The following is a 23,737-nucleotide window of genomic DNA, read 5'->3' on the forward strand; positions in this document are numbered from 1 at the left end:
AATCTGCTGCATTGCAAAAAGAGACCGCCCGATGGGCGGTCTCTCTTCTCTTTGAATATGCTAATTATTCCACCGTATAGACGCTTCCCGTCGTATTGAGGAAGGTCTGCTCCGGCATCTGCTCCTGGAACATGGCGGTCGCCTTGGGGCCGGTGCAGTGAGACAGGCCGATCTGCTGTACGCCCAGCTCCTTGAAGCGGTCGATGGTCTCCTGGATGGTCGCCTCGTCCGCGTCCAGCAGGTGGAAGCCGCCGATCACCGCGTACACCTTTTCGCCCGAGCGCTCCTGGATGGTATTGACGATGTTCAGGATTCCGCTGTGCGAGCAGCCGGAGAGGATCACAAGACCCTTGCTGGTCTCCACCGCGACTGCGACCTCTTCGTCAAAATCGTCCACCTCGTAGGTGCCGTCCTCCCCCTTCTCCAGCATGTTGGGAGCCAGCTGGAAGGACGGGTCCTTGTCGAACGAGCCGTAGACCGTTACGCCGTCGGCGATCTTGACACTGCTGGTATCCAGGTACTCAATGGCAACGCCCCGGTCCAGCAGGTCCTGCTCGTCAAAGTTGATGCCCACAGGGAAGTAACCCTTGGTGCCATCCGTAAAGTCAAACTTCTGTCCCACCGAATCGTAATAGTATTTGCCGTCGGCCTTATCGAAGAAGCCCTTCTTCACAAAGAGAGTCTTCCCCTCGGCGCCGTAGGTATCAAAATAGGGAATCACACCGCCGCAGTGGTCATAGTGGGTGTGGCTGAGAACCATCTTATTGCAGTCGGCCAGGTCGATCTTCATGGCCTGGGCATTTTTCAGGAACTGGCCCGCCTTGGCGGTATCAAAGATGATCTTATCGTTGCCGGTCTCTATGATGGCGGAAAATCCGAACTCCTTCTCCAGCGCCTCATTGCTGCCGTTGTTGTTCTCCGCCAGGGTGGTGATCTTTACCTCATCCTCCCGGGTGATGCGGATCGCGGAGCTCTCCTGGTCAAATTCCACCTGAAATCCCAACCCTTCTGCCAGCGCACGCAGGCCAATGGTGGTGACGCCGTTGACGGTATTGCCCGCCAGCTCCGTCTCCTCCCCATTGATGAAAATGGGATACATGGACCGGGCTCCTGCCGTTGCCCCCAGTCCCAGCGCCAGCGTACACGCCAGTACCGCAGCTGCCTGTCTCTTGTGCTTCATAAAATTTTCTTCTTTCCCAGGCCGACACACCCGGCCTTTCTCCGCCTTCCAGTATAGCTTTGGTGAATGAGGAGTTCAAATTGTTTTCCTCTCTATTCTCACCGCCAAATATAGATGGTTGCAAAGTCTCCTTCATCCGCCATTTTCCCTCATATTTCGCTTGCCGCCGGGCGCCCGCTCTGCTATCCTGAGAGCAGAGCGAAACGCTCTGTTTCCTCCCCCTTCTTCCTCATGCACCATAGATCATCCAAAGGAGAAGACCGATATGCTCACCATTGCGATCCCCGGTCGGGAACCCCTCCAACTCACCCATTTGCTTCTGGACTACAATGGGACCATCGCCCTGGATGGTCAGCTGATTCCCGCGGTAAAACCCAGACTGGAGGCTCTCAGCCGCAGTCTGGATATCTCAGTCATCACCGCCGATACCCATGGGACCGCCCAGCGGGAGTGCGCCGGGCTTCCGGTCGCCGTCAAGGTCTTTCCCACCGACCATGTAGCTGAGATCAAGGCCTCCGAGGCCCGCTCTCTGTCCGGGGGCGTGGTCTGCATCGGCAACGGCTATAACGATATCCGGATGGCCGATCAGGCCGCACTCTCCATCTGTGTCATGGGGCAGGAGGGCTGCTGCGCCGCTCTCCTCGGCCATGCGGACATTGTGGTGACCTCCATTACAGACGCGCTGGACCTTCTGCTCAAACCCCAGCGCATCCGGGCCACTCTGCGCACCTAGCCGCCCTTTCCACACCGCAAAAAAACGACGCTTTCCCGCGGCCTGACCGGCCGGGAAAGCGTCGTTTTCATCTTTAAAAATATTTGGAAAAGAGCTGGGTGAGATACTCCTCCGCCTCCTGACAAAAGGCGCCGTAGGTTTCCATCAGCGCTTTGCCGGCCTCTGTCACGGTGGACGCTCCCCCCGATTTTCCACCCCGGGTGCGCTCCAGCACCGGGCAGTCCATATGCCGCTCCAGGTTGGAGATGATCTTCCGTCCCTTGCTGTACGAGATCCCCATGAGACGGCAGGCATCCATCAGCGAGCCCGTCTCCTCGGTCAGGTGCAGGAGCTGATGGGCGCCCGGGCCATAGAAGGGGCGGTCCCCCAACAGCTGAAAGCGAAAGCCGGGGCGCAGTCCCTGCTTCTCATAGCCGGAGATCAGATGCTCATACTTTCGTCCATCCCGGACATTGGCCAGGATGCCCTCATCGTCCACCTCCAACCGCGTCCGTTCCACGCCCGCCGCGCGGATGGCGCCGGCCAGTCCGTCCGGCCCGTCATACCCCAGTACCCCCGGGATCTGCCCTGCACTCAGACGGATGGGATGGCCGCCCCGGCCGCCGCAGACCGGCACGCAGATCTCTCCCTCTGCTTCCAGCAGTCTCTTCACCGTCTCCACCGAAAAAAGCGGCACATCGGTGTGGGATATGAGCACCGCAGAGCACTTGTCCTGCAAGTAGGAAAGGCCGGTTTTGATGCTCTCCAGCATCTCTCCGGTGTGGGAGCTGTGGAGAAAGACCACGTTCATATGGGGGATCAGCTTTTCGGCCCGGTCCTCCTCGCCGTCGCAGACCACGGCAATGCGCTCCACCCCGGCCATCTGAAAGGTCAGCACGCTCCGCTTGAGGGCGCTCAGGGTCCCTACCTCTTTTTCCGGTTCAAACCGCCGTGCGCCGCCGGTCTGACCCGCGGCAATGATCAAAGCAGCTGTCATGTGCGCTCCCACCTTCTCCATGCTCTGGACTCATCTTCTCAGAATGTACCAAAATTATACCACAGATACTGCAAAAGACAACCAAAGGCAGAGATGCCCGGAGAGCGCGTTCTCCGGGCATCGGTTCTGGATACTGTTTTTTATATCGTACCGGCGTAGAGCTGTGCCAGCTGCTCCTCGCTCAGGTCCACATGGTAGAAGAGCTGGAAGAACTCCTTGACCTCCTCGTCCACGTCATAGGGCACCCGGTCGGGATAGAGCAGCCCGGCCAGCCAGCGGATTCCCACCAGACGGTTGGGTCCCGGCGGACGGTCCACCCAGCTGAACGGCGCGTTGGGCGTGCCGTAAACCTTCCCCTCCTGTACGGCTTTGAGGGTGGCAAAATCCGGATTGCTCAAAATGGACTGGGCCGCCGCGCCGCCGCTCATGTTGGACTTGGGCTCACCATTGACCACGATCACGTCGGGGTCCCAGGCCAGCAGCTGCTCCAGAGAGATCTGGACTCTGGAGCCGTCTCCCAGCTCCAGATCGGCCACATTGACCGCTTTCACCGCGTCCAAGATGGCGCCGTGGGAGGAACCGGCCGGAGCGGTCTCCAGAGAGTTTTCCCCATTTCCATAGTAGACGCGGACCTTCTCCTCCTCGGAGACATCGATGGCGGCTACATCCGCAAAGACGGCCTCGGCATACTCCGCCAGGGCCTCCGCCTGCTCCTCCACGCCAAAGAGCTCTCCCATGAAGCGGTAGACCTCCGCTGCGTCCTCCAGCTCGGAGCTCACCATCACCACCGGAATACCCAGCTGCTGGGAGAGCTGATCGGCCTCGTCCTTCGTCCCCTCATTGATGGCGGAGACATGAAAGGCAATGGTGGGACCGGCCGCAATCACGGCCTCGTAGTTGACCGAGTCTCCCATGCCGAAATTGGGCAGGTCGTGATACTCGGGAAGGATGATGCTCTTCTCAATGTCATTGAGCTCATAGTTCCAGCCCAGCAGTTTGTCGGGGACCAATGTGTACAGATAGATGGCCGAGACCGGGCCGGTGGAAAAGGCCGACTGGATCTCTTCCGGTACCGTCATGGTGCGCCCCGCCATATCGGTGATCTCCCGCTGTCCGGTCTGCTCGGTCTGCTGCGCGGAAGGATCTGCCACCGGGGAAGCCGTGGGAACGGAGCCGCTCTGTGTACATCCGGCCAGCAGCGCCAGTGCCAGCAGCAGCGCCGCCAATCCCGATGTACGCCGTAAGTTACGTTTCAACGATGTGACCTCCTCTTTCTTGCTTTGGTTTCTATCCCAAATCCGACCCGGGCCCAAGTCGGAATTGACACAGCGCGGGAAATGTGTCATACTACTTCTCGTCGATAGTTTTTTAAAAACATATCGACTTGATGTTTTAGACACTATCACAATCCTGTCCGGATGTCAAGCACCATTCCGTTGCAGAAAAGCGAAGGAGGCCTGGATATGCAGTTGGAATATCAGCAGGAGGAGGCGGTGATCCGCAGGCGCTACCGCCTCGTACTGGCCGGGATGTTTCTGGCCCTGGCGGCGGCCGGGCTCTTCTCCTTTGCCATCGGCTACTATCCCTTGACCCCTCAGGAAGTGTTTCAGGCCTTCCTCTCCCGCTTTGGGGCCGCCGGGGAGATCAAGCCCCAGGCCGTGACCATCTTCTGGAGCATCCGCCTCCCCCGCATCCTCTCGGCCCTCTTCATCGGGGCCTCCCTCTCGGTGGCGGGGGCCACCTATCAGGGGATGTTCCGCAATCCCCTGGTCTCGCCGGATATTCTGGGGGTCTCCTCCGGGGCCAGCCTTGGGGCCGCCTTTGCTATTCTGTGCGGCTCCCCCAACTGGCTTATTCAGCTCTCGGCGTTCACCGGCGGCATTGCCGCGGTGGCATTCTCCTATCTCATCAGCCGGAAATCGGCCCATTCCCAGATCCTCAGCCTGGTGCTCACCGGCTCCATGGTCATGGCCCTGTGCAATGCCGGCGTCACCATGATCAAGTATGTTTCCGATCCCAACGACGTGCTTCAGCAGATCACGTTTTGGCTCATGGGAAGTCTGACCAAGACCAGCATGAACTCCTTCTCCTGGAGCGCGGTCCCCATGGCGGTGGGTCTCGCCATCGTCCTGCTGCTGCGCTGGCGGATCAATCTGCTGACCCTGGAGGAAGAGGAGGCCATCACGCTGGGCATCAACGTGCGCCGGCTCCGCCTGATCCTGATTCTGGCCTCCACTCTCCTCAGCGCCGCCGCCGTGTGTCTGGGCGGCATGATCGGCTGGGTTGGCCTTATGATCCCCCACATGGCCCGGGCATTGGTGGGGGTGGATTACAGCCGTCTCATTCCCGCAAGCGCCATGCTGGGCGCCCTCTATCTGCTGCTGATGGATGATCTGGCCCGCTCGATCCTCTCCATGGAGCTGCCGCTGGGCGTGGTAACCAGCATTATGGGCGCACCGTTCTTTGTCTATCTCATCATCAAGCGGAAGGAGCGCGATTGATATGCTGCTGGAAGTGGACCAGGTCCGCGGCGGATATGGCGGAAAAGACGTGGTCAAAGGGGTGAGCTGCTCCGCCGACGCGGGGGAGGTGCTCTGCCTGCTGGGGCCCAATGGGTGCGGCAAGACCACCCTCTTCCGCCTGCTTCTGGGCCTTCTGCCCATCACCGGAGGGAGTATCCGGCTGGATGGACAGGATGTGCGCTCCTTTTCCCCCCGGGTGCTGGCAAGCCGCATCGCCTACATTCCCCAGTACCACACCCCCGTTTTCTCCTATACTGTGCTGGATGTGGTCCTGATGGGGCGCTCAGCCCATTTTTCCACCTTCTGTGCCCCCAAGGAGGCCGACCGCGCGGCCGCCTTTGCGGCTCTGGAAAAGCTCAACGCCGCCCACCTTGCCAACCGGAAATACACCGCGCTCAGCGGAGGACAGCGACAGCTCGTCCTGCTGGCCCGTGCCATCTGCCAGTCAGCCAAGATCTTTGTTCTGGATGAGCCAGCCGCCAATCTGGACTACGCCAACCACCAGCTCCTCATGGAGGTGGTAGCCGATCTGGCCCAGAAGGGATACTGCATCGTCATGTCCACCCACAGCCCGGAATGCCCCGCCTCCATCGGCAGCAAGGTGCTGCTGATGCAGAATGGGGAGCGCTCCGCCTTCGGAAGCCCGGAACAGGTCATCACACCGGAGCATCTCCAGGCGGTCTATCACATTGAGATCGACGTCGCCACGGTCCATGACCGCTACGGCGCCCGGAGAACGATTTGCCTGCCGGTCCAACGGCCGGCCGCATCCTTTTGATTTGAGGAGGTACTGTTATGACACCGCTTCTCTCCACACCCTATCCCGATCTGCGGGGGGATCTGGACTATTTTCTCTCCATGCAGGAATCCCAGCCCGTGGACCGGCCCGACCACTCCGCCCAGAAGTGGGATCAGCGGGCAGACGCCTGGGAGCAGGAGGGTCCCAAGGCCCAGAAGGGGGACGCCCGCGTCCGGAGCACCATGGCCTATCTGGAAGAGCGCGGCCTGCTCCGCCCGGAATATGAGATTGCCGATATCGGCTGCGGTCCGGCCCGCTTTGCCGCCGCCTTCGCCTCCCGGGTCCGCTGGGTGACCGGCTTTGATCTCTCTCCCCGGATGGTCCACTATGGCAGCGAATACGCCCGGAAGCAGGGCGTGGAAAACCTGACCCTCCGGGTGGCCGACTTTCAAGCGTTGGATGTCCAAGAGGAGGGGCTAGAGAAGGCCTTTGACCTGGTGTTCAGCTCCCTCACCCCCGCGATCCACGGGAAGCTGGGCCTCCAGAAGGTGGTGTCCATGAGCCGGGCCTACTGCTGCAACATCACCCACATCTACCGCCGCAATTCTCTGTGCCGCCGGCTCCGGGAGGAGGTCTTTCACCTGCCTCCGGAGGCCCCTACCTGGGGGATCCGCTGGTTTTACTCCCTCTTCAACGCCTTGCTGCTGATGGGCTATCTGCCTAAGACCAGCTATGATTCCCGCCTTCAGGAGCGGCGTCTCCCGCCCAGCGAGCGCTATGCCTCCCTTCTGATGGAGCACACACTGCCCCGGGAGGCCCGCACGCCGGAGCATCAGGCCCGCATTCTGGATTGGATGGAGCGCAATACCGACGCCGACGGCCTGCTCACCGAGTCCATCGAGGCCTGCTACGGCCGCATCCTGTGGGATGTGCGCGTCTCTTCCGCGCCGGAAAAAATACATACTGAGAAGGAGGTATGACCATGTCCCCACTGCCCACCCGCGCCCACGTTCTGGAGACCTTGTTCCAGCGCTGGGCCCCCATCGCCGGGAGCGAGACCATCCCCACGATCCAGGCACTGGGCCGGGTCCCTGTTCAGGACCTGTACGCCCAGGTATCCATCCCGGTGGTCCGGGCGGCCGCCATGGACGGCGTGGCCGTCACTTCCTCCCGCTTCTGCGCGGGGATCCCGGACATGTCCCACTGGAAGCTCGGGGAAGACTTCTACCGCGCCGACACCGGCGACGACTTTGACGACCGCTTTGACGCGGTCATCCCCATTGAGCAGGTGGAGTTCCCGCCCGAAGGAGGGCTCCGGCTCCATGACATCTCCTCGGTCCAACCCGGAGATCGGGTCCGGCCCTGCGGCAGCACCATACGGGAAGGGCAGCTTCTGGTCCCAAAGCACCGGCAGCTGCGCCCCTTTGACCTGGCCAGCCTGGCCATGGGCGGCATAGACCAGGTGGAAGTCTTTGCAAAGCCAAAGGTCGCCTTTCTCCCCACCGGCAGCGAACTGATCCCCCTGGGGGCCACCGTGAAGCGCGGGTGCAACATTGACAGCAACAGCATCCTGGCCCACAACCTCCTCCGGGAGATGGGGGCCGAACCACTGTGTTATCCCATCGTACCAGACCGTCCGGAGAATGTGGCGGCCGCTCTGGACCGGGCGCTGGAGGAGGCCGACGTGGTACTCCTCAACGGCGGCTCTTCCAAAGGGGAAGAGGATTTCAACGCCCGCCTGCTGGAGGAGCGTGGCTCGGCGCTGTTCCACTGGGTGGCCGCCGCGCCTGGAAAACCCATGTGCGTGGCTCTCATTGGAAATAAACCGGTGATCAATCTGCCCGGGCCTCCCTTGGCGGTACTCTACGGCATGGACTGGTGTATCCGCGCCATCGTACACCGGCTGCTCCACACACCGCTTCCCCGGCGGCAGACGGTCCCGGCCACTCTCACCGAGCCCATCCAGGCCCCCAGCGATATGGAGATCCTCTGTATGATGGAGCTCTGGCACACCCCCACCGGCTACCAGACCAAGCAGAAGCCCTGGCGGGGCGGCAGCGTGGCCGACGCCCTGGGGGCGGGCGCCATCTTTATCACCGAGTTGGGCCGGGGCTCTTACCAGCCCGGCGAAACGCTGGAGGTCACGCTGCTGCGCGGCCTGGAAGATTTCTAAGCGAACCGTTCGCATTTTAAGAAGCATACCAATGATTTGCGACATATGGAGGCGGCCCCGGGTCAAAACCCGGGGCCGTCTTTTGCCCATACTATTCCGCCCTTTTCCCGCATAGGTTATCAGAGAGATTTACGGAAAAGGAGGAAGCCACATGTCCACCCAGACAGCCCCGCCACGCCTCCCGGAGTCTTGGCACATCTCCCGCCGATTTGCGGGGGACCGCTCCCCGGAGGCCGTGGTCCAGGCCCTGCTCCGGGCCCATATGAAATAGCCCCATATCCACCTGCGAAAGGAGGGACGGCCGTGCGCACATGGAATACGGCCGGGTATCTGCGCCTCTCCCGGGAGGATGGCGACAAGAGCGAGAGTGACAGCATCGCCCATCAGCGCCGTCTCCTGGAGCAATACATCGCGGAGCATCCCGAGCTCCGCCTGATCGATTTCTACCAGGATGACGGCTACACCGGCACTAATTTTGACCGTCCCTCTTTCCGCCGCATGGAGGAGGACATGGCCGCCGGAATCATCGACTGTATTCTGGTCAAGGACCTCTCCCGGTTCGGGCGGGACTACATCGAGGTGGGGCGCTATCTGGAAAAGGAATTCCCCGCCCGTGGGGTGCGCTTCATCGCCGTCAACGACGGGGTGGACAGCGAACAGGGGCGCTATGACATGCTCCTGCCCATCAAAAACCTCTTCAACACCCAGTATGCCAAGGACATCTCGGACAAGGTCCGCTCCACCATCCGCTCCAAGCAGCGACGGGGGGAGTTTATCGGGGCCTTCCCCAGCTATGGCTACCGGAAAGACCCCAGGAACCACAACCATCTGGAGATCGATCCCCCCGCCGCCTGTGTGGTCCAGCGGATCTTTGATCTGTGTGAGGCGGGGCTCGGACAGCTCAAGATCGCCAAGGTCCTCAACGCCGAGCACATCCCCAGCCCCAGCGAGTATAAGCGCCTCTCCGGCGAGCGCTACCACAACGGGCGCAGGATGGATCAGACCACCTACTGGACCTACGCCACCGTCCACCGTATCCTGCAAAACCAGATGTACCTGGGCAACATGGAGCAGGGCCGCAGCGAGCGTCCCGGCATGCACGGAAAGGCCCGCCAGCGGCAGCGGGCGGAGTGGATCGTGGTCCCCGGCACCCATGACCCCATCATCTCCCGGGAGCAGTGGGAGCGGGTCCAAAGTCTGCTTCAAAAGCGCACCCGGCAGCTGAGCTTTGAGCAAAATCAAAGCCCCTTTGCCGGTTTTCTCCGCTGCGGCGCCTGTGGACGGGCCATGGTAAAGACCCGGCGCCCCGGCGGGCTCTCCTACAGTTGCGGCTCCTATAAGCGCTATGGCCCCACCGTCTGCACCAGGCACAGCATCTCTCACGCCGCGCTGGAGCAGATCGTTCTGGCGGATCTCAACCGCCTGCTCTCCTCTGCGGGGGACCTCAACATCCTCGCCCAGCAGTCGGCCGCCGGTCTGCCCCACTCCTCCGGCGGTCCTCCAGAGGGAGAGCGGCTGGAATCCGCTCTCCAGCGTCTGCGCCGGCTGAAAAAATCCGCCTATGAGGATTACCGGGACGGCCTGCTCAGCCGGGCAGACTATCTGGCCTATCAGGAGGATTACGAAGCACAGATCCAGGCCCTGACCCGCCAGCTCGCCCAGCTCGCCCGGGAGCAGAAGGACGATCCCCTCCGCCGGCCCTGGGTGGACGCCCTGCTCCGGCAGGGGAAACTCACCGAGCTGGACCGGGTCACCGTGGCCGAGACCATCCGGGAGATCCGGGTCTTTCCAGATCATCACCTTGAGATTACATACACCTTTGCCGACGATGCAGGGCTGTTATCCGGGTAAGCTTTCATCCTGTCCTTCCGACAAAAATGGGGGCGCGCCAATCGGTATTGGCGCGCCCCTGTTTCCATTCTTTTATCGGATTCCGTACTTTTCAATGATATAGTCCATGTCCTTGTCTCCGCGGCCGGACAGGTTGATGAGGACCGAGCCCTTCCCCATAGTCTTAGCCAGCTTCATGCCATAGGCCACCGCGTGGGCGCTCTCAATGGCGGGGATGATGCCCTCCAGCCGGGAGAGGGTGAAGAAGGCGTCGATGGTCTCCTCATCGTTGACCACGTCGTACTTGACCCGTCCCAGATCGTGGAGGAAGGCGTGCTCTGGTCCGGAGGAGGGATAGTCCAGTCCGCTGGCCACCGAGTAGACCGGCGCCGGCTCCCCGTTGGCGTCCTTGAGCATGAGGCTGTTGAACCCGTGCATGATACCCTCGCTGCCGTAGGAGAGGCTGGCCGCGTGATCGCCCAGGGCAGAGCCCCGGCCCAGCGGCTCTACCCCGTAGATGTCCACCGGGTCGTTGAGGAAGCCGGCAAACATGCCCATGGCGTTGGAGCCGCCGCCCACGCAGGCCACCACCGCGTCGGGCAGCTCGCCCGTCATCTCCAGGAACTGCTCTCTGGCTTCAATGCCCACCACAGCCTGGAAATCCCGCACCATCATGGGGAAGGGGTGGGGACCCACCACGGAGCCGATGCAGTAGATGGCGTCCCGGTACTCCCGGCAGTAGGCGTCAAAGGCGGCGTCCACCGCTTCCTTCAGGGTCTGGAGCCCGTGGGTGACCTCGATCACATTGGCGCCCAGGATCTTCATGCGCGCCACATTGGGAGCCTGCTTCTGGATGTCTACCGCGCCCATATAGATGTCGCACTCCAGCCCGAAGTAGGCCGCAGCCGTGGCCAGGGCCACTCCGTGCTGTCCGGCGCCGGTCTCGGCGATGACCTTTTTCTTGCCCATATACTTGGCCAGCAACGCCTCGCCCATGCAGTGGTTGAGCTTGTGGGCTCCCGTGTGGTTCAGGTCCTCCCGCTTGACATACAGCTGCACATTGCCCAGCGTGCCCGAGAGCCGCTCCAGATAGGAGACCGGCGTGGGTCTGCCCTGAAACTCCCGGCGGATGCGCCGCAGCTCACTGACAAACTTGCTGGACTTGCAGATGGTGAAATAGGCCTGGGTGATCTCATCCATGGCCGCCTGGAGCTCGGCAGGAATATAGGAGCCGCCATATTTCCCATAAAACCCTTTTTCATCCGGGTACTGCTTGAAATAAGTATCAAATTCCACCTGATTGAATTTCATGTTCTTCTCCTCCTGACGCATTTCATATCGTTCCGGCATGTTGTCCCGGATGTTTTCCGAAAAAACAAAAACGTCCCTGACAGAACCAACTCTTCTGCCAAGGACGAATCATAGCACTATCATCCGCGGTGCCACCTTGTATTCACGGGTCATCCCCGCACACTCCATAGGATACCAACATATCCCCGGCAACTAACGTATGCCACACGTTGCGGATACTCCGGAATCCTCCCGTTTCCCCACACCCTCTGCGGTCCATTTGACAGCCTGTGTCCTGCCTGCTTTCCAGCGCCGCAGGCTCTCTGTGAGGGCATGACTGCCGTTATCTCCGCTTCATTGGTTTAGTTTATTAAATTTTCTGCATTATATCATCCCACACGTTCTTTGTCAAGTATTCCTGGCCGCCTTCCCGTCCGTTGTCCCAATTTTTCGTCCTCTTTTCTTTCCTTACATATTCATTACTCCCACCTCTCTTGCACAGCGTTTGATTCCTTGCTATACTTAATTTGTTCTTATACGAAAATTTTGAGATGAGGAGCATGATTATGAAAAAGATGCGCATTCTCCCCCTGTCTCTGGCCCTGAGCCTTGCGGTCTCTATCCCCGCCTCTGCGGCCTCTCTGAGCGATGTCTCCGGTCCCTACGCCCAGAGCATCGACAACCTTGTCCAGCGCGGTGTGCTCCAGGGTGACGGCACCGGTTCCTACCGCCCGGAGGAGGCCCTGACCCGTTCGGCTGCCGCCTCTATGCTCTACAATGCCTTCTGCCTGGTCCCGGTCTTTTCCATGGAAGCCCCCGCGCCCGAGGCCGGCGAGGACGGCACCATCCCGGAGCCTACCACCAAAGCTTTCTACTCCACTTCCACCACGGTAGCCACACTGGATGCCGCTCTTATGCCCGCCGCTCCCGATGCCGTGGGTACCTGGGCTGAGACTGTGGCCAATACGGTGCTGGAGGCCCGCCTGATGGAGCAGATCGACGGCTCCTTCCAGGGGGACAAGACCATGACCCGGACCGAGTTTGCCCTGGCCGTGATGAAGGCGGTCTACGGTGCGGACAAGGAGATGGACTTCCTGGCCCAGGGCCAGGCGGACGGACTGCTCCCGGAAGGCCTCACTCTGGATGATACCGTCATGACCCGCGGCGAGGCGGCTCTGCTGCTGGATACCGCCATCCAGGACCTGACCATCCTCACCACCATGTCCACCTCGGATATCCACGGCAATATGGTCCCCTACACGCCTTCCGGCTCCCGGATCCAGGTGGGCGGTTCGGCCCGGGCTGCCTGGCTCTTTGACGAGGCAAAGCGCCGCAACCCCAACACCCTGATCATTGACGGAGGCGACTCCCCCTACAACACCGATCTGGCCAATATTTCGCTGGGCAAGTCCAGTGTGGACGTTATGAACACCCAGGGCTACGACGCCACGGTGCTGGGAAACCACGACTTCGACTACTCCTTTGAGAATCTGCTCTCTCTGGCGGACCGTGCGGAATACGCCATGCTCTCCGCCAATACCTTCTGGAAGGACGGCACCTATCCCGAGCAGTTTGATCCCTATATCATCAAGGAAGTGGGCGGCCTAAAGGTGGCCATCGTGGGTCTCACCGACGACGGCAGCAAGGCCACCACCCACTACTCCAACACCCAGGACATCGACTTCCATGACCAGTGGGAAGTGGGCCAGGAGACCGTCACCAAGGCCAGCGCCGAGTCGGATGTGGTCATCCTTCTCTCCCATCTCCACAGCCACAACAACACCGTCCCCACCAAGATCGATGGAATTGATCTGGAGATCGGCGGCGGAAACGACATCTTCGGCCGTCCTCTGAACATTGAGGACACCGTGGTGGTGAATCCCGGCGGCGTGGGCACCTGCGTCAACCAGACCAACCTGAACATCAAGGACGGCGAGGTTCTGGGCTATACCTTCAATCAGATCATCCTCTCCTCCGACGTTCCTGAGGACCCCGAGGTCAAGGCCATCCTGGAGGACTATCAGGCCGACCTGGATGCCCAGATGGACGTGGTCATCGGACAGTGCGCCTCTGACATTGCCTGGTCCAGCCCCCTGGTGCGCACCCAGGAGAGCCCCCTGGGCAACCTGTCCGCCGACGCCCTGCGCGATTACTGTGACGCCGACATCGCCATTCAGAATGGCGGCGGTATCCGTGCCGGCCTCACCGCAGGCGATGTGACCGTGGGCGACGTGTTTGCCATGCTCCCCTTTGACAACAAGGTCACGCTGGTGGAGGTCACCGGTCAGACCGTGTGGGACGCCCTGGAGAACGGCGTGGACGGATATCCCACCACCAACGGCAAGTTCCCCCAGGTCTCGGGCATCAAGTACACCTTTGACGGTTCCAAGCCCGCGGGCGAGCGCATCGTCTCTGTGACGCTGGAGGACGGAACTCCGCTGGATCTCAATGCCTGGTATACCCTGGCCTGCAATGACTTCATGTGCGGCGGCGGAGATGGCTACACTATGCTCAACGTCCTCAATCCCGAAAACGGCGAGGGACACAACGGGGAAATGGCAACCCAGGATCTGCCCGGCTGTAAGCTGATCAACCGTACCAACGACTATTACCGCAATGTGGTCAGCGAGTACATCAAGGCGCAGGGCTCCATTGCTCCGGCTCTGGATGGCCGCATCACCATCCTCAATCCCCAGGAGGGCAGCGGCGCTCTGAACTGATCCTTTCCCGCCCTTCCCATCATCCAACCTCTTGAAATAGACGGGCCCCCGCAGTGCTTGCTCACTGCGGGGGGCCCGTTTTTCAATTTCTATTTGATGAGGGACGGACCATAGTCCGCTTCGATTTTTCCGATCACCATATCCAAGCACTGCGAAAAATATCGATCCAGGGATACGCCATCTCCATTCAGATACTGCATGGAGGCTCCCATCATCAGGGATATCAGCGTGTAGGAGAGATCCTTGGCATACTCCGCTTCCATCTGCGGATAAAATTCCAGCATGCTCTCCACCAGATGCCCTCTCCAGTGGTCAAAGGAGCGGCGGAAATCCTGCTTGACCGTCTCATCCGACTGGCCCAAAAGCCAAAAATCAAACTGGACCTTGTCATAGCGGGGCTGCTCCAGAATGAGCGCCTTCTTCTGCTCAAAAAAGACCGCCAGCCGCTCCCGCAGGGAATGGGTCTCCTGCAGCATAAGCCCGCTGCGTTCCTGGTCAAACCGGTCCTGTATCTCCGCCAGCAGGGCCAGAAGCAGATCATGCTTTGTCTTGAAATGGTAATGCAGATTGGACGCGGCCATGCCCGCCTCCTCCGCAATCAGATGCATCCGGGTCCCGCTGATGGAATATTTGGCCATCACCCGGAGGGCCGCATCCAAAATACGCTGTTCCTGCAAAGTACGAGGCACATCGTTCACCCTTTTCTCGGTAAAATCTATCTCTTAAAAATTATAGAAAGAAACGGGGCACTTTGCAAGGCTCCCGTCTCCCCCGGCTCCCATTCGGCTTTTTGTATAATTTTTTATCCTATTTTTTCTCTAAAATAGTCAATTGACCAAAGCGCACAAGGGGCGTATGATGATAGCAAGAAATTCGACTGACTAATCAGTCAGTATTTTGAGGAGGCAATGCCATGCCGCGCACCCTGATCAAACATGCCGACTGGATCCTTACCATGGATCCCAAGGGTACCCGCTACCGAAATGCGGATCTGCTGCTGGAGGATAACCAGATTTTAGAGATCGGTCCCAACCTGGACGCCGGCCCCGGGCCCGTCCAGGTGATTGACGCCACAGGGAAAATCATCACTCCTGGCTTTGTCAATACCCACCACCACACCTTCCAGTCCCTGGTGCGCAATATCCACATTGCAAATGGTCTGAAGCTGGAGCCGTGGCTCATGGTGGTCTATGATATTTTCCGTGAGATCAATCCCGAGCTGGTCCGCGCCGGGGCCCTCGTGGGCCTGGGAGACCTTCTGAAAACAGGCTGTACCACCTCTTCGGACCATATGTATGTCCATCCCCAGGGCACTCAGCGGCTGACCGATGTGGAGATCGAAGCGGCCGCAGAGCTGGGCATCCGGTTCCATCCCACCCGGGGCGGCATCACCATTGGCCGCTCCCAGGGCTGCGGCCATGTACCCGACGATCTGGTGGAGTCCGCCGATGACATCGTCGCGGATGCGGAGCGGCTCATCGATACCTACCATGACACCAGCCGCTTCTCCATGTGTCAGATCGGCCTCTCCCTGTGCTGGCCCCCCTTTGAAACCGATGAGATCGTGCAGCGGCTGCGGGACCTGGCCCTGAAGCGGAACGTGCAGTGTCACACCCACCTGGGCGAGAGCCAGGGTGAGCTGGCCATCTCCATGGAGCGGCACGGCTGCCGCCCGGTGGAATATATGCGCCGGATGGGCTGGTTCGGCAAGCAGTTCTACTTTGCCCACTGCGTCCAGCTCACCGACGAGGAGGTCCGCCTCTTTGCCGACACCGGAACGGGTATCGCCCACTGCCCCAACTCCAATATGTTCCTCAGCTCCGGCGTGTGCCGTGTCCCCGATTTTCTGGAGGCAGGCGCGGCCATCGGCCTGGGCGTCGACGGAGCCGCCAGCAACAACGCCTCCAACATGATGGGCGAGATCCGCAACTGCTATCTGGTCAACCAGCTGAAATGGGGCAGCCGGGCTCCCTCGGCCGAGCAGGTGCTCCGGATGGCCACCGCCGGCGGCGCACAGGTGTTGGGCCGGGACGACATCGGCTACCTGGCCCCCGGCATGGCGGCCGATCTGGTCCTCTTTGACTGGAGTCAATTCTCCTATGCCGGCGGACAGAATGACCCGGCGGCCTGTATCGTGCTCAGCGGCGATCCGCGCATGGTGGATACCGTTCTGGTCAACGGCAAGGTGGTGGTGGAGCACGGTACTCTCACGACCATTCCGGAACGGGAGACCGCACACTGGATCCGCAAGGCCACCCGCAGCATGCTGGAGCGCGCCTCCGTGCGTCAGCCCGCTCTGAGAGACGATTTATAAGGTTTATCAAATCCATAGGGAGAAAGCAAAAGGAGGAAATTCTGTATGAACCACAAGGCGCCGCGTACTTATGAACTGAACGAAAAGCCCCCTGTTCCCGAGTTGATTCCTCTGTGTCTTCAGCACGTCCTTCTCTTCCTGGCCAGCACCCTGGCCATTCCTCTCATCATCGGTTCCAGCCTGGGCTTCTCCAGCGCGGAGATCACCCTCATGCTCCAGTGCAGCATCTTTATTGCCGGCGTGGGCACCATCCTCCAGTCTCTGGGCGTGGGTCCGGTGGGTAACCGCCTGCCCATCATTCTGGGCGCCACCTTTACCTTCGTGACACCTGCCATCGCCATCTCCCAGGTCTATGGCTTCCCCGCCTTCATCGGCGCCAGCCTGGTATGCGGTGTGGCCGTGGCCCTCTTCGGTGCGGTCAGCGTCAAATTTATCCGCAAGGTCTTCCCCCCTGTGGCCATGGGCTGTGTCATCATGGTGATCGGTCTCACCCTGGTCAGCGTCGCTGTGGGGTACTGTGCCGGCGGCAGCGACAGCCCCACCTACGGAAGCCTGCAAAACTACGGTGTGGCCCTCTTCACGCTGGTCATCGTCATTGTACTCAATGCCTGGGGAAAGGGCTTTGTAAAAGGCGCCTCTGTCCTGATCGCCCTGATTGCCGGGTTCCTGCTCTCCGCTGCGCTGGGCATGGTGGACTTCTCCTCTCTGAATGAGTCCTCCTGGTTCTCCCTGCCCCAGCCCCTCCACTTCGGCATCTCCTTCAAGCTGCCCGCCATCATCATCATGGCCCTGCTGACTCTGGTCAATCTGGTGGAGTTCCTGGGCGACACCTCCACCGTGGCCTTTATTGCGGCCAACCGCGTGGCCACCAAAGAAGACCTCTCCCGCGGTGTGGTCTGTGATGGCGTCGCCAGCATTCTGGGCGCCCTCTTCAACTCCACCCCCACCATCTCTTACAGCGGCAACATCGGCCTCATCGGCGTGACCGGCGTCAAGAGCCGCTATGTAGTGGCCGCGGCCGGCGGATTTATGGTGGTGCTGGGCTTCATTCCCAAGCTCGCCGCCTTCCTCTCCCTCATCCCCACCCCGGTCATCGGCGGAGCCACCCTGGTGGTCTTCGGCAGCATCGCCGCAAACGGCCTGAAGATGCTGGGACAGCAGCAGCTCTCAGAGCGGGATATGCTCCTCATCGCTGTGTCTCTGGCCATTGGTCTCGGCTTCAGCGCCACACCGACTGCTCTGGCCGACTATCCCTTCTATGTCTCCGCCCTCATCAACGGCATCCCCGGAACGGCTTTCTCCGCCATTCTGCTCAACCTGATCCTTCCCAAGGACAAGGCTGTCCCTGCCGTATCTGAGGAGAATACACAGGTGGAGAGCAAGTAAGAAGCCATATCTCCAACCATCGACAATCTTTTTACAAAAACAACGAGGTCGGATCCGCTTGGACATCCGCTCCCCGTTGTTTTTGTTTTTTCACGCTCACTTTGCATGTTATCCGAATTTTTTATGCAAAAATTTCTACTTATATTAAGGTGTGGTTACCCCTTCTCCATGGCTGGCAAAATATTGCGCATGTTCTCTTTGATTCTTCCTGCAAAAAATATTGTCTTTTGGGTGTAATATGATATAATTAGTTTTACCATATTCTTTTTCACAGTAGTGTGTGCTGTGGCAAGGCCTGTCCGTTTTAAAATGCAGTCCGGCTCCCACAGAGTTTCACGGTATGTTGTGAAGGGAAATTGTCGCGAAAAGAAGGGAGATATTATGAAAAGACCAACTCTGAAGAAAACCGTTAGCCTCGCATTGGCCTGCGTCCTCAGCCTGTCCCTGCTGGCCGGCTGCGGCTCCTCCGGTTCCGGAGACAACTCCGACAAGACTGTGATGACCATCGGCATCAGCGCTGACCTGTCTTCTCTGGACCCCCATCTGCAGAACGATACCTCCTCCGGCTACGCTACCCGTCATATTTACAGCACCCTGGTCCTGCTGGACGAGACCACGAACGAGTTCGTGGGCGACCTGGCCGAGAGCTGGGAGGCCGTTGACGATGTGACCTATAACTTCAAGCTGAAGGAGGGCGTCACCTTCCATAACGGCGATACCCTCACCTCCGAGGATGTCAAGTTCTCTCTGGAGCGCCAGAAGGAGTCCGCCAAGGTTGGACATCTGGTCTCCATGATCGAGTCTGTGGAAGTGGTGGACGATCTCAACTTCGTCATCCACCTCAACTCTCCCAGCAACGCGCTGATCTCCTCCCTGGCCCACATGGGCTCCGCCATTCTGGACAAGACCTACACCGAGGAGCTGGAGGCCAGCGGCAAGACTCTGGCCGACGCCCCCATGGGTACCGGTCAGTATACCTTCAAGGAGTGGGTCCCCGGCGCCTCCTTTGAGCTGACCAAGTATGATAACTACTTTGATCCCGAGCGTGCCGCGCAGAACGACGGCCTGATCTTCAAGATCATCCCCGAGGAGACCTCCCGTACCATCGCTCTGGAGAACGGCGAGATCGACGTGATGCTCAATGTGCCCGCCAATGACGCCGACCGCATCCGCGAGAGCGAGAGCCTGGCTCTGGATGAGTTCGGTTCTACCCGCAGCGAGTTCCTGCTCTTCAACGTCACGAAGGCTCCCTTCGACAATGTGAAGGTCCGTCAGGCCATGAACTACGCCATCAACAAGGACGACGTTCTCACCGCCATGGTCAACGGCGCCGGCAAGACCACCAACGAGTACTTCAACTCTGCCGCCATCGGCTATGAGGAAGTGGACGGCATCTACACCTACGATCCCGCCAAGGCCAAGGAGCTGCTGGCGGAGGCCGGCTACGGCGACGGCTTCACCTTCACCTGCTACCTGGCCGGCGATGCCCGCAACCGCGCCGCCACCGTCATCCAGGCCAACCTCCAGGAGATCGGCGTGACCATGAACATCGAGATGATGGAGTCCGCCACCTTCTATGAGCGCACCGGCAAGGGTGAGCATCAGGCTGCCATCAGCGGCTGGATTGCCAACGCCGAGCCCGACAACACCTACCGTCCTCTGTTCACCTCTTACAGCGTGGGTGACGGCGGCAACCGCTCCTTCTACAGCAACCCCGAGGTGGACGCCCTGGTGGATGACGCCGCGGTCAACCCCGATCCCGCTGCGGTCAGCGCCGACCACAAGCAGATCCTGGAGATCTTGGTCAATGACGCCATCTGGGTGCCCCTCAACGAGTGGACCGGCATGGTGGCCCGTCAGGCCAACCTGCAGGGCATCGGTCTCTCCGCCATCGGCATGGAGCGCTTCGAGGGCCTGCACTACTAATCTTTCTTCCAACTGCACGCTGCATGGGCAAAGGCTTCGGCCTTTGCCCATGCTTAAAGGAGTCAGACAACTATGTATAAATATGTGTTGAAACGACTGCTGATGCTGATTCCCGTCATCATTGGTGTGTCGTTTCTGGTATTTTTTATTATGTCCCTGTCTCCCGGTGATCCCGCCCGTACCATCCTCGGCGAGACAGCCCCGATTGAGGCCGTGGAGGCCCTTCGGGAGGAGCTGGGCCTGAACGACCCCGTTCTCAAGCGCTATGTGGACTATATGGGCGGACTGCTCCACGGAGATATGGGGACCTCCTACAAGTCCAACCGGCCCGTCTTTGATGAGATCATGGGCCGCTTCCCCGCCACGCTGAAGCTCTCCCTCTGGGGTATGCTCTTCGCTGTAGCGCTCTCCATTCCCATCGGCATCATATCCGCCACCAAACAATATTCGTTGGTAGACGGAGTGAGTATGGTGGGCGCCTTGCTGGGTGTGGCCACACCTAACTTCTGGCTGGGCCTCATCCTGATCATCGTCTTTTCTCTGAATTTGAAATGGTTCCCATCGGGTGGTATGGACGGGTGGAAAACCTATATCATGCCCGTGATCACCCTGGGTACCGGATGTATGGCCAGCATTACCCGTACCACCCGGTCCTCCATGCTGGAGGTCATCCGTCAGGATTACATCCGCACTGCCCGGGCCAAGGGCGTCAAGCAGCGTGTGGTCATTACCCGTCATGCCCTGCGCAATGCCCTGATCCCCGTCATCACGGTCATCGGCCTTCAGTTCGGTTACCTGCTGGGCGGCGCTGTGCTGACCGAGACCGTCTTCTCCTGGCCCGGCGTGGGTACCTATCTGGTCAACAGCATCAAGGCCAAGGATACCCCCTCGGTGATGGGCTGCGTGATCGTGTTCTCCATCGCCTTCAGTATTGTCAACCTGTTGGTGGATCTGCTCTATGCCTTCGTGGATCCCCGCATCAAGTCCAAGTATAAGTAAGGGAGGTGCAGACAATGAAACATACTCATGTAAGCCAGGCGGACTCCGCCTCCCTTCAGCCCGCTAAGAAAAAGCGCAGCATGGCGGCCGAAGTATGGATGCGTCTGTGCCGAAACAAGATGGCCATGATCGGTCTGGCCATCCTTCTGGTCCTGGTCTTTTGTGCGATTTTTGCCAATCAGCTGGCCGATTATGAGACCCTGGTCATCAAGCAGGATATGTCCATCCGCCTTCAGGGGCCCAGTGCAGAGCACTGGCTGGGCACCGATGAGTACGGCCGCGACATCCTGGCCCGCCTCATCCACGGCTCCCGGATCTCTCTGGTGGTCGGCCTGGTCTCGGTGAGCATCTCCCTGGTGGTGGGCGGACTGTGCGGCGCACTGGCCGGCTACTACGGCGGCATCATTGATAACGTCATCATGCGCGTGATGGATGTTCTTCTGGCTGTCCCCAGCATCCTGCTGTCCATCACCATCGTGGCCGCTTTTGGTACCAATCTGTTTAACGTTATGGTGGCCATCGGTATGTCCAGTGTGCCAGGCTATGCCCGTATCGTCCGCGCGGCCGTGCTGAGCATCAAGGATCAGGAGTTCGTGGAATCCAGCCGCTCCATTGGTACCGGCACCCTCCGCATCATTCTCCAGGAGATCATCCCCAACTGCCTGGCTCCCATCATCGTACAGGCCACGCTGGGTGTCGCCAGCGCCATCCTGTCCACGGCGTCTCTGAGCTTTATCGGTCTCGGCGTGCAGCAGCCGGTGCCCGAGTGGGGCGCCATGCTCTCCGGCGGCCGTACCTTCATGCGCGACGCCATCCATCTGACGGTGTTCCCCGGTCTGGCCATCGTGATCACGGTCCTGGCCCTGAATTTGTTGGGCGACGGTCTGCGGGATGCCCTCGATCCCAGACTGAAGCAGTAAGGGAGGACAATGAGACATGCAAGAAAAAGAGTATAGCGTCCAGATCCGGGATCTGTCGGTCCAGTTTTCCACCACCGACGGCGTGGTCCACGCCATCAACGGCATCGATCTGGACATTGAAAAGGGCAAGACTCTGGGCCTGGTAGGCGAGACCGGCGCCGGTAAGACCACCACCGCCCTGGGCATTCTCCGCCTGATTCCCGATCCCCCCGGAGAGATTACCGGAGGCACCATCCTTCTGGATGGAAAAAATATCTTTGAGTACTCCCTTCAGGAGATGGAGGATATCCGCGGTGACTATGTGTCTATGATCTTCCAGGACCCCATGACCTCCCTGAACCCGGTCATGTCCGTGGGAGAGCAGATCGCCGAGGTCATCCTGCTCCACCAGAAGGTCAATAAAAAGGAAGCCATGGTCCGCGCCCAGGAGATGCTGGAGCTGGTCGGTATCCCCGGCGAGCGCGCCTCGGAATATCCTCACCAGTTCTCCGGCGGCATGAAGCAGCGTGTGGTCATCGCCATGGCCCTGGCCTGCAATCCCAACCTGCTCATCGCCGACGAGCCCACAACCGCTCTGGATGTGACCATCCAGGCGCAGGTGCTGGACCTGATGCAGAAGCTGCGTGAGAAATACGGCACCTCCATGCTGATGATTACCCACGACCTTGGCATTGTGGCCGAGGTCTGCGACGAGGTGAGCATCATGTACGCCGGCTACATCGTGGAGCACGGCACGCTAGAGGATATCTTCGATCACACGGCCCATCCCTATACCAAGGGTCTCTTCGATTCTCTGCCCAATATCAAGCGGCGCAACGAGGAGCTCAAGCCCATTCCCGGCCTGATGCCCGATCCCACCGATCTTCCCAGCGGCTGCCCCTTCCATCCCCGCTGCAGCCACTGCCAGGAAATCTGCAAGACCCGTATGCCCCAGATCACCCAGCTCTCGGACACCCATACCGTCCGCTGTCTGGCCTATGAGCCCGATGCGGGAGTCACATTAGGAGGTGCGGACCATGTCTGATGTCATTTTAGAGGTACGCAACCTCAAAAAATATTTCCCCACCAAGAAGGGACAGCTCCATGCGGTGGACGACATTTCCTTCACCCTGGAGCGAGGCAAGACCCTGGGTGTCGTGGGTGAGTCCGGCTGCGGCAAGTCCACCACCGGGCGCGCTATCCTCCGTCTGCAGGACCCCACCAGCGGTCAGGTCCTCTTCCAGGGGAAGGATATCACCAAGTTCTCCACCCATGAGATGCGTAATCTCCGCACGGAGATGCAGATGATCTTCCAGGACCCCTTTGCCTCTCTGAACCCCCGCAAGTCGGTCAGCGAGATCATCGCCGCCCCCCTGCGTCTGCACAAGCTGTGCAAAAACAAGCAGGAGCTGGAGCGCCGGGTCATCAGCCTGATGGAGACCGTGGGTCTGAGCCAGCGTCTGATGAACACCTATCCCCATGAGCTGGACGGCGGCCGCCGTCAGCGCATCGGCATTGCCCGTGCCCTGGCCATGGACCCCTCCTTCATCGTCTGTGATGAGCCGGTATCCGCTCTGGACGTTTCCATCCAGGCTCAGATCCTGAACCTGCTGAAAAAACTCCAGCATGAGCGCGGACTGACCTACATGTTCATCACCCACGATCTGTCGGTGGTCAACTATTTCTCCGACAACATCATGGTCATGTATCTGGGCAAGATGGTGGAGTACGCCCCCAGTGAGGAGCTCTTTGCCGCCCCCACCCATCCCTACACCAAGGCCCTGCTTTCGGCCATCCCGGTGCCTGACATCCACCATAAGAAGGAGCGCATCCTCCTCCAGGGCGAGATCAGCTCTCCCATCGACCCCAAGCCCGGCTGCCGCTTCGCGCCCCGCTGTGCCTATGCCCGTCCCGAGTGCTTCGAGGTAGAGCCCAAGGTCTATCAGGTCAGCCCCCGGCACAAGGTAGCCTGCCATCTGTGCGCCGACCAGGGGCTGCCTCTGGCGGAATCTTCTCAGGGAAACTAAATGGAATTCCAGGAGGAACTGTA

General features: G+C 59.9%; 19 protein-coding genes. 14 read left to right on the plus strand and 5 right to left on the minus strand.

Going from position 1 to position 23,737, the window contains the following annotated elements; all coding sequences use genetic code 11:
• Window positions 1-64 precede the first annotated feature (64 nt).
• Window positions 65-1,180 (minus strand): MBL fold metallo-hydrolase, encoded by a 1,116-nt coding sequence (locus I2C21_RS08990; protein WP_195279066.1) that lies wholly within the window; start codon window positions 1,178-1,180, stop codon window positions 65-67.
• A gap of 265 nt (window positions 1,181-1,445) precedes the next feature.
• Here I2C21_RS08990 and I2C21_RS08995 point away from each other — a divergent pair, with 265 nt between their 5' ends.
• Window positions 1,446-1,913: an HAD family hydrolase gene (locus I2C21_RS08995; RefSeq protein WP_195279067.1), complete on the plus strand. Its 468-nt coding sequence runs from the start codon at window positions 1,446-1,448 to the stop codon at window positions 1,911-1,913.
• 73 nt (window positions 1,914-1,986) lie between these two features.
• On the opposite strand, the gene I2C21_RS09000 is transcribed toward I2C21_RS08995, so the two are convergent.
• Both I2C21_RS09000 and I2C21_RS09005 read right to left on the minus strand, forming a co-directional pair.
• A complete protein-coding gene (locus I2C21_RS09000) occupies window positions 1,987-2,889 on the minus strand; it encodes an NTP transferase domain-containing protein (RefSeq protein WP_195279068.1) in 903 nt (300 codons plus the stop codon).
• Between the two features lie 140 nt (window positions 2,890-3,029).
• A complete protein-coding gene (locus tag I2C21_RS09005) occupies window positions 3,030-4,145 on the minus strand; it encodes an ABC transporter substrate-binding protein (RefSeq protein WP_286167243.1) in 1,116 nt (371 codons plus the stop codon).
• Between the two features lie 207 nt (window positions 4,146-4,352).
• Here I2C21_RS09005 and I2C21_RS09010 point away from each other — a divergent pair, with 207 nt between their 5' ends.
• The 5 genes from I2C21_RS09010 to I2C21_RS09030 all read left to right on the plus strand — a co-directional run bounded on the left by I2C21_RS09010 (window position 4,353) and on the right by I2C21_RS09030 (window position 10,174).
• Entirely contained in the window at window positions 4,353-5,390 is a 1,038-nt protein-coding gene (locus I2C21_RS09010) for a FecCD family ABC transporter permease (protein WP_186962975.1), read from the plus strand.
• A gap of 1 nt (window position 5,391) precedes the next feature.
• Window positions 5,392-6,189 carry an ABC transporter ATP-binding protein gene (locus I2C21_RS09015; RefSeq protein ID WP_195279070.1) on the plus strand — a complete coding sequence of 266 codons (798 nt, stop codon included), beginning with the start codon at window positions 5,392-5,394 and terminating at the stop codon, window positions 6,187-6,189.
• 17 nt (window positions 6,190-6,206) lie between these two features.
• Window positions 6,207-7,130, plus strand: coding sequence for a class I SAM-dependent methyltransferase (locus tag I2C21_RS09020; RefSeq protein ID WP_195279071.1), 924 nt, complete (start codon window positions 6,207-6,209; stop codon window positions 7,128-7,130).
• 2 nt (window positions 7,131-7,132) lie between these two features.
• Complete coding sequence (locus I2C21_RS09025) at window positions 7,133-8,323, plus strand: molybdopterin molybdotransferase MoeA (RefSeq protein WP_195279072.1); 1,191 nt, start codon at window positions 7,133-7,135, stop codon at window positions 8,321-8,323.
• A 303-nt stretch (window positions 8,324-8,626) separates the two neighbouring features.
• Window positions 8,627-10,174, plus strand: a complete 1,548-nt coding sequence (locus tag I2C21_RS09030; protein ID WP_195279073.1) for a recombinase family protein — start codon at window positions 8,627-8,629, stop codon at window positions 10,172-10,174.
• A gap of 72 nt (window positions 10,175-10,246) precedes the next feature.
• Here the strand turns inward: I2C21_RS09030 and trpB are convergent, their stop codons facing one another.
• Complete coding sequence (gene trpB / locus I2C21_RS09035) at window positions 10,247-11,449, minus strand: tryptophan synthase subunit beta (protein WP_101692650.1); 1,203 nt, start codon at window positions 11,447-11,449, stop codon at window positions 10,247-10,249.
• A gap of 560 nt (window positions 11,450-12,009) precedes the next feature.
• Here trpB and I2C21_RS09040 point away from each other — a divergent pair.
• Complete coding sequence (locus I2C21_RS09040; RefSeq protein WP_195279074.1) at window positions 12,010-14,163, plus strand: 5'-nucleotidase C-terminal domain-containing protein; 2,154 nt, start codon at window positions 12,010-12,012, stop codon at window positions 14,161-14,163.
• 89 nt (window positions 14,164-14,252) lie between these two features.
• Here the strand turns inward: I2C21_RS09040 and I2C21_RS09045 are convergent, their stop codons facing one another.
• Entirely contained in the window at window positions 14,253-14,840 is a 588-nt protein-coding gene (locus tag I2C21_RS09045; RefSeq protein WP_145996840.1) for a TetR/AcrR family transcriptional regulator, read from the minus strand.
• Window positions 14,841-15,076: 236 nt separating this feature from the next.
• Here I2C21_RS09045 and I2C21_RS09050 point away from each other — a divergent pair, with 236 nt between their 5' ends.
• From I2C21_RS09050 to I2C21_RS09080, 7 genes are all read left to right on the plus strand, one after another.
• Entirely contained in the window at window positions 15,077-16,477 is a 1,401-nt protein-coding gene (locus I2C21_RS09050) for an amidohydrolase family protein (RefSeq protein WP_101692204.1), read from the plus strand.
• Window positions 16,478-16,522: 45 nt separating this feature from the next.
• Complete coding sequence (locus I2C21_RS09055) at window positions 16,523-17,863, plus strand: uracil-xanthine permease family protein (RefSeq protein ID WP_195279075.1); 1,341 nt, start codon at window positions 16,523-16,525, stop codon at window positions 17,861-17,863.
• Window positions 17,864-18,244: 381 nt separating this feature from the next.
• On the plus strand, window positions 18,245-19,789 hold the full coding sequence (locus I2C21_RS09060; protein WP_195279076.1) for an ABC transporter substrate-binding protein: 1,545 nt from the start codon (window positions 18,245-18,247) through the stop codon (window positions 19,787-19,789).
• A gap of 72 nt (window positions 19,790-19,861) precedes the next feature.
• The gene (nikB, locus tag I2C21_RS09065; protein ID WP_186962981.1) at window positions 19,862-20,788 is read left to right on the plus strand and encodes a nickel ABC transporter permease; all 927 of its coding nucleotides are present in this window, start codon (window positions 19,862-19,864) and stop codon (window positions 20,786-20,788) included.
• Between the two features lie 14 nt (window positions 20,789-20,802).
• Window positions 20,803-21,708: an ABC transporter permease subunit gene (locus tag I2C21_RS09070; RefSeq protein ID WP_193539115.1), complete on the plus strand. Its 906-nt coding sequence runs from the start codon at window positions 20,803-20,805 to the stop codon at window positions 21,706-21,708.
• A gap of 16 nt (window positions 21,709-21,724) precedes the next feature.
• Window positions 21,725-22,732 carry an ABC transporter ATP-binding protein gene (locus tag I2C21_RS09075; protein ID WP_195279077.1) on the plus strand — a complete coding sequence of 336 codons (1,008 nt, stop codon included), beginning with the start codon at window positions 21,725-21,727 and terminating at the stop codon, window positions 22,730-22,732.
• On the plus strand, window positions 22,725-23,714 hold the full coding sequence (locus tag I2C21_RS09080; protein WP_195279078.1) for an ABC transporter ATP-binding protein: 990 nt from the start codon (window positions 22,725-22,727) through the stop codon (window positions 23,712-23,714). Before I2C21_RS09075 ends, I2C21_RS09080 begins: the two co-directional genes overlap by 8 nt.
• Window positions 23,715-23,737: the final 23 nt, after the last annotated feature.

Origin of the sequence: Clostridium sp. J1101437_171009_A5, assembly GCF_015547905.1 — a bacterium.
In the GTDB taxonomy this organism is placed as follows: Bacteria; Bacillota; Clostridia; order Oscillospirales; family Oscillospiraceae; genus Pseudoflavonifractor_A; species Pseudoflavonifractor_A gallinarum.

What these genes read in the sequence shown, in the direction of transcription:
- I2C21_RS08995 (WP_195279067.1), top strand. Translation starts at nt 1,446, where the DNA reads ATGCTCACCATTGCGATCCCCGGTCGGGAACCCCTCCAACTCACCCAT.
- I2C21_RS09055 (WP_195279075.1), top strand. Translation starts at nt 16,523, where the DNA reads ATGAACCACAAGGCGCCGCGTACTTATGAACTGAACGAAAAGCCCCCT.
- I2C21_RS09010 (WP_186962975.1), top strand. Translation starts at nt 4,353, where the DNA reads ATGCAGTTGGAATATCAGCAGGAGGAGGCGGTGATCCGCAGGCGCTAC.
- I2C21_RS08990 (WP_195279066.1), bottom strand. Translation starts at nt 1,180, where the DNA reads ATGAAGCACAAGAGACAGGCAGCTGCGGTACTGGCGTGTACGCTGGCG.
- I2C21_RS09015 (WP_195279070.1), top strand. Translation starts at nt 5,392, where the DNA reads ATGCTGCTGGAAGTGGACCAGGTCCGCGGCGGATATGGCGGAAAAGAC.
- I2C21_RS09020 (WP_195279071.1), top strand. Translation starts at nt 6,207, where the DNA reads ATGACACCGCTTCTCTCCACACCCTATCCCGATCTGCGGGGGGATCTG.
- I2C21_RS09050 (WP_101692204.1), top strand. Translation starts at nt 15,077, where the DNA reads ATGCCGCGCACCCTGATCAAACATGCCGACTGGATCCTTACCATGGAT.
- I2C21_RS09060 (WP_195279076.1), top strand. Translation starts at nt 18,245, where the DNA reads ATGAAAAGACCAACTCTGAAGAAAACCGTTAGCCTCGCATTGGCCTGC.
- nikB (WP_186962981.1), top strand. Translation starts at nt 19,862, where the DNA reads ATGTATAAATATGTGTTGAAACGACTGCTGATGCTGATTCCCGTCATC.
- I2C21_RS09080 (WP_195279078.1), top strand. Translation starts at nt 22,725, where the DNA reads ATGTCTGATGTCATTTTAGAGGTACGCAACCTCAAAAAATATTTCCCC.
- I2C21_RS09075 (WP_195279077.1), top strand. Translation starts at nt 21,725, where the DNA reads ATGCAAGAAAAAGAGTATAGCGTCCAGATCCGGGATCTGTCGGTCCAG.
- I2C21_RS09040 (WP_195279074.1), top strand. Translation starts at nt 12,010, where the DNA reads ATGAAAAAGATGCGCATTCTCCCCCTGTCTCTGGCCCTGAGCCTTGCG.
- I2C21_RS09025 (WP_195279072.1), top strand. Translation starts at nt 7,133, where the DNA reads ATGTCCCCACTGCCCACCCGCGCCCACGTTCTGGAGACCTTGTTCCAG.
- I2C21_RS09000 (WP_195279068.1), bottom strand. Translation starts at nt 2,889, where the DNA reads ATGACAGCTGCTTTGATCATTGCCGCGGGTCAGACCGGCGGCGCACGG.
- I2C21_RS09070 (WP_193539115.1), top strand. Translation starts at nt 20,803, where the DNA reads ATGAAACATACTCATGTAAGCCAGGCGGACTCCGCCTCCCTTCAGCCC.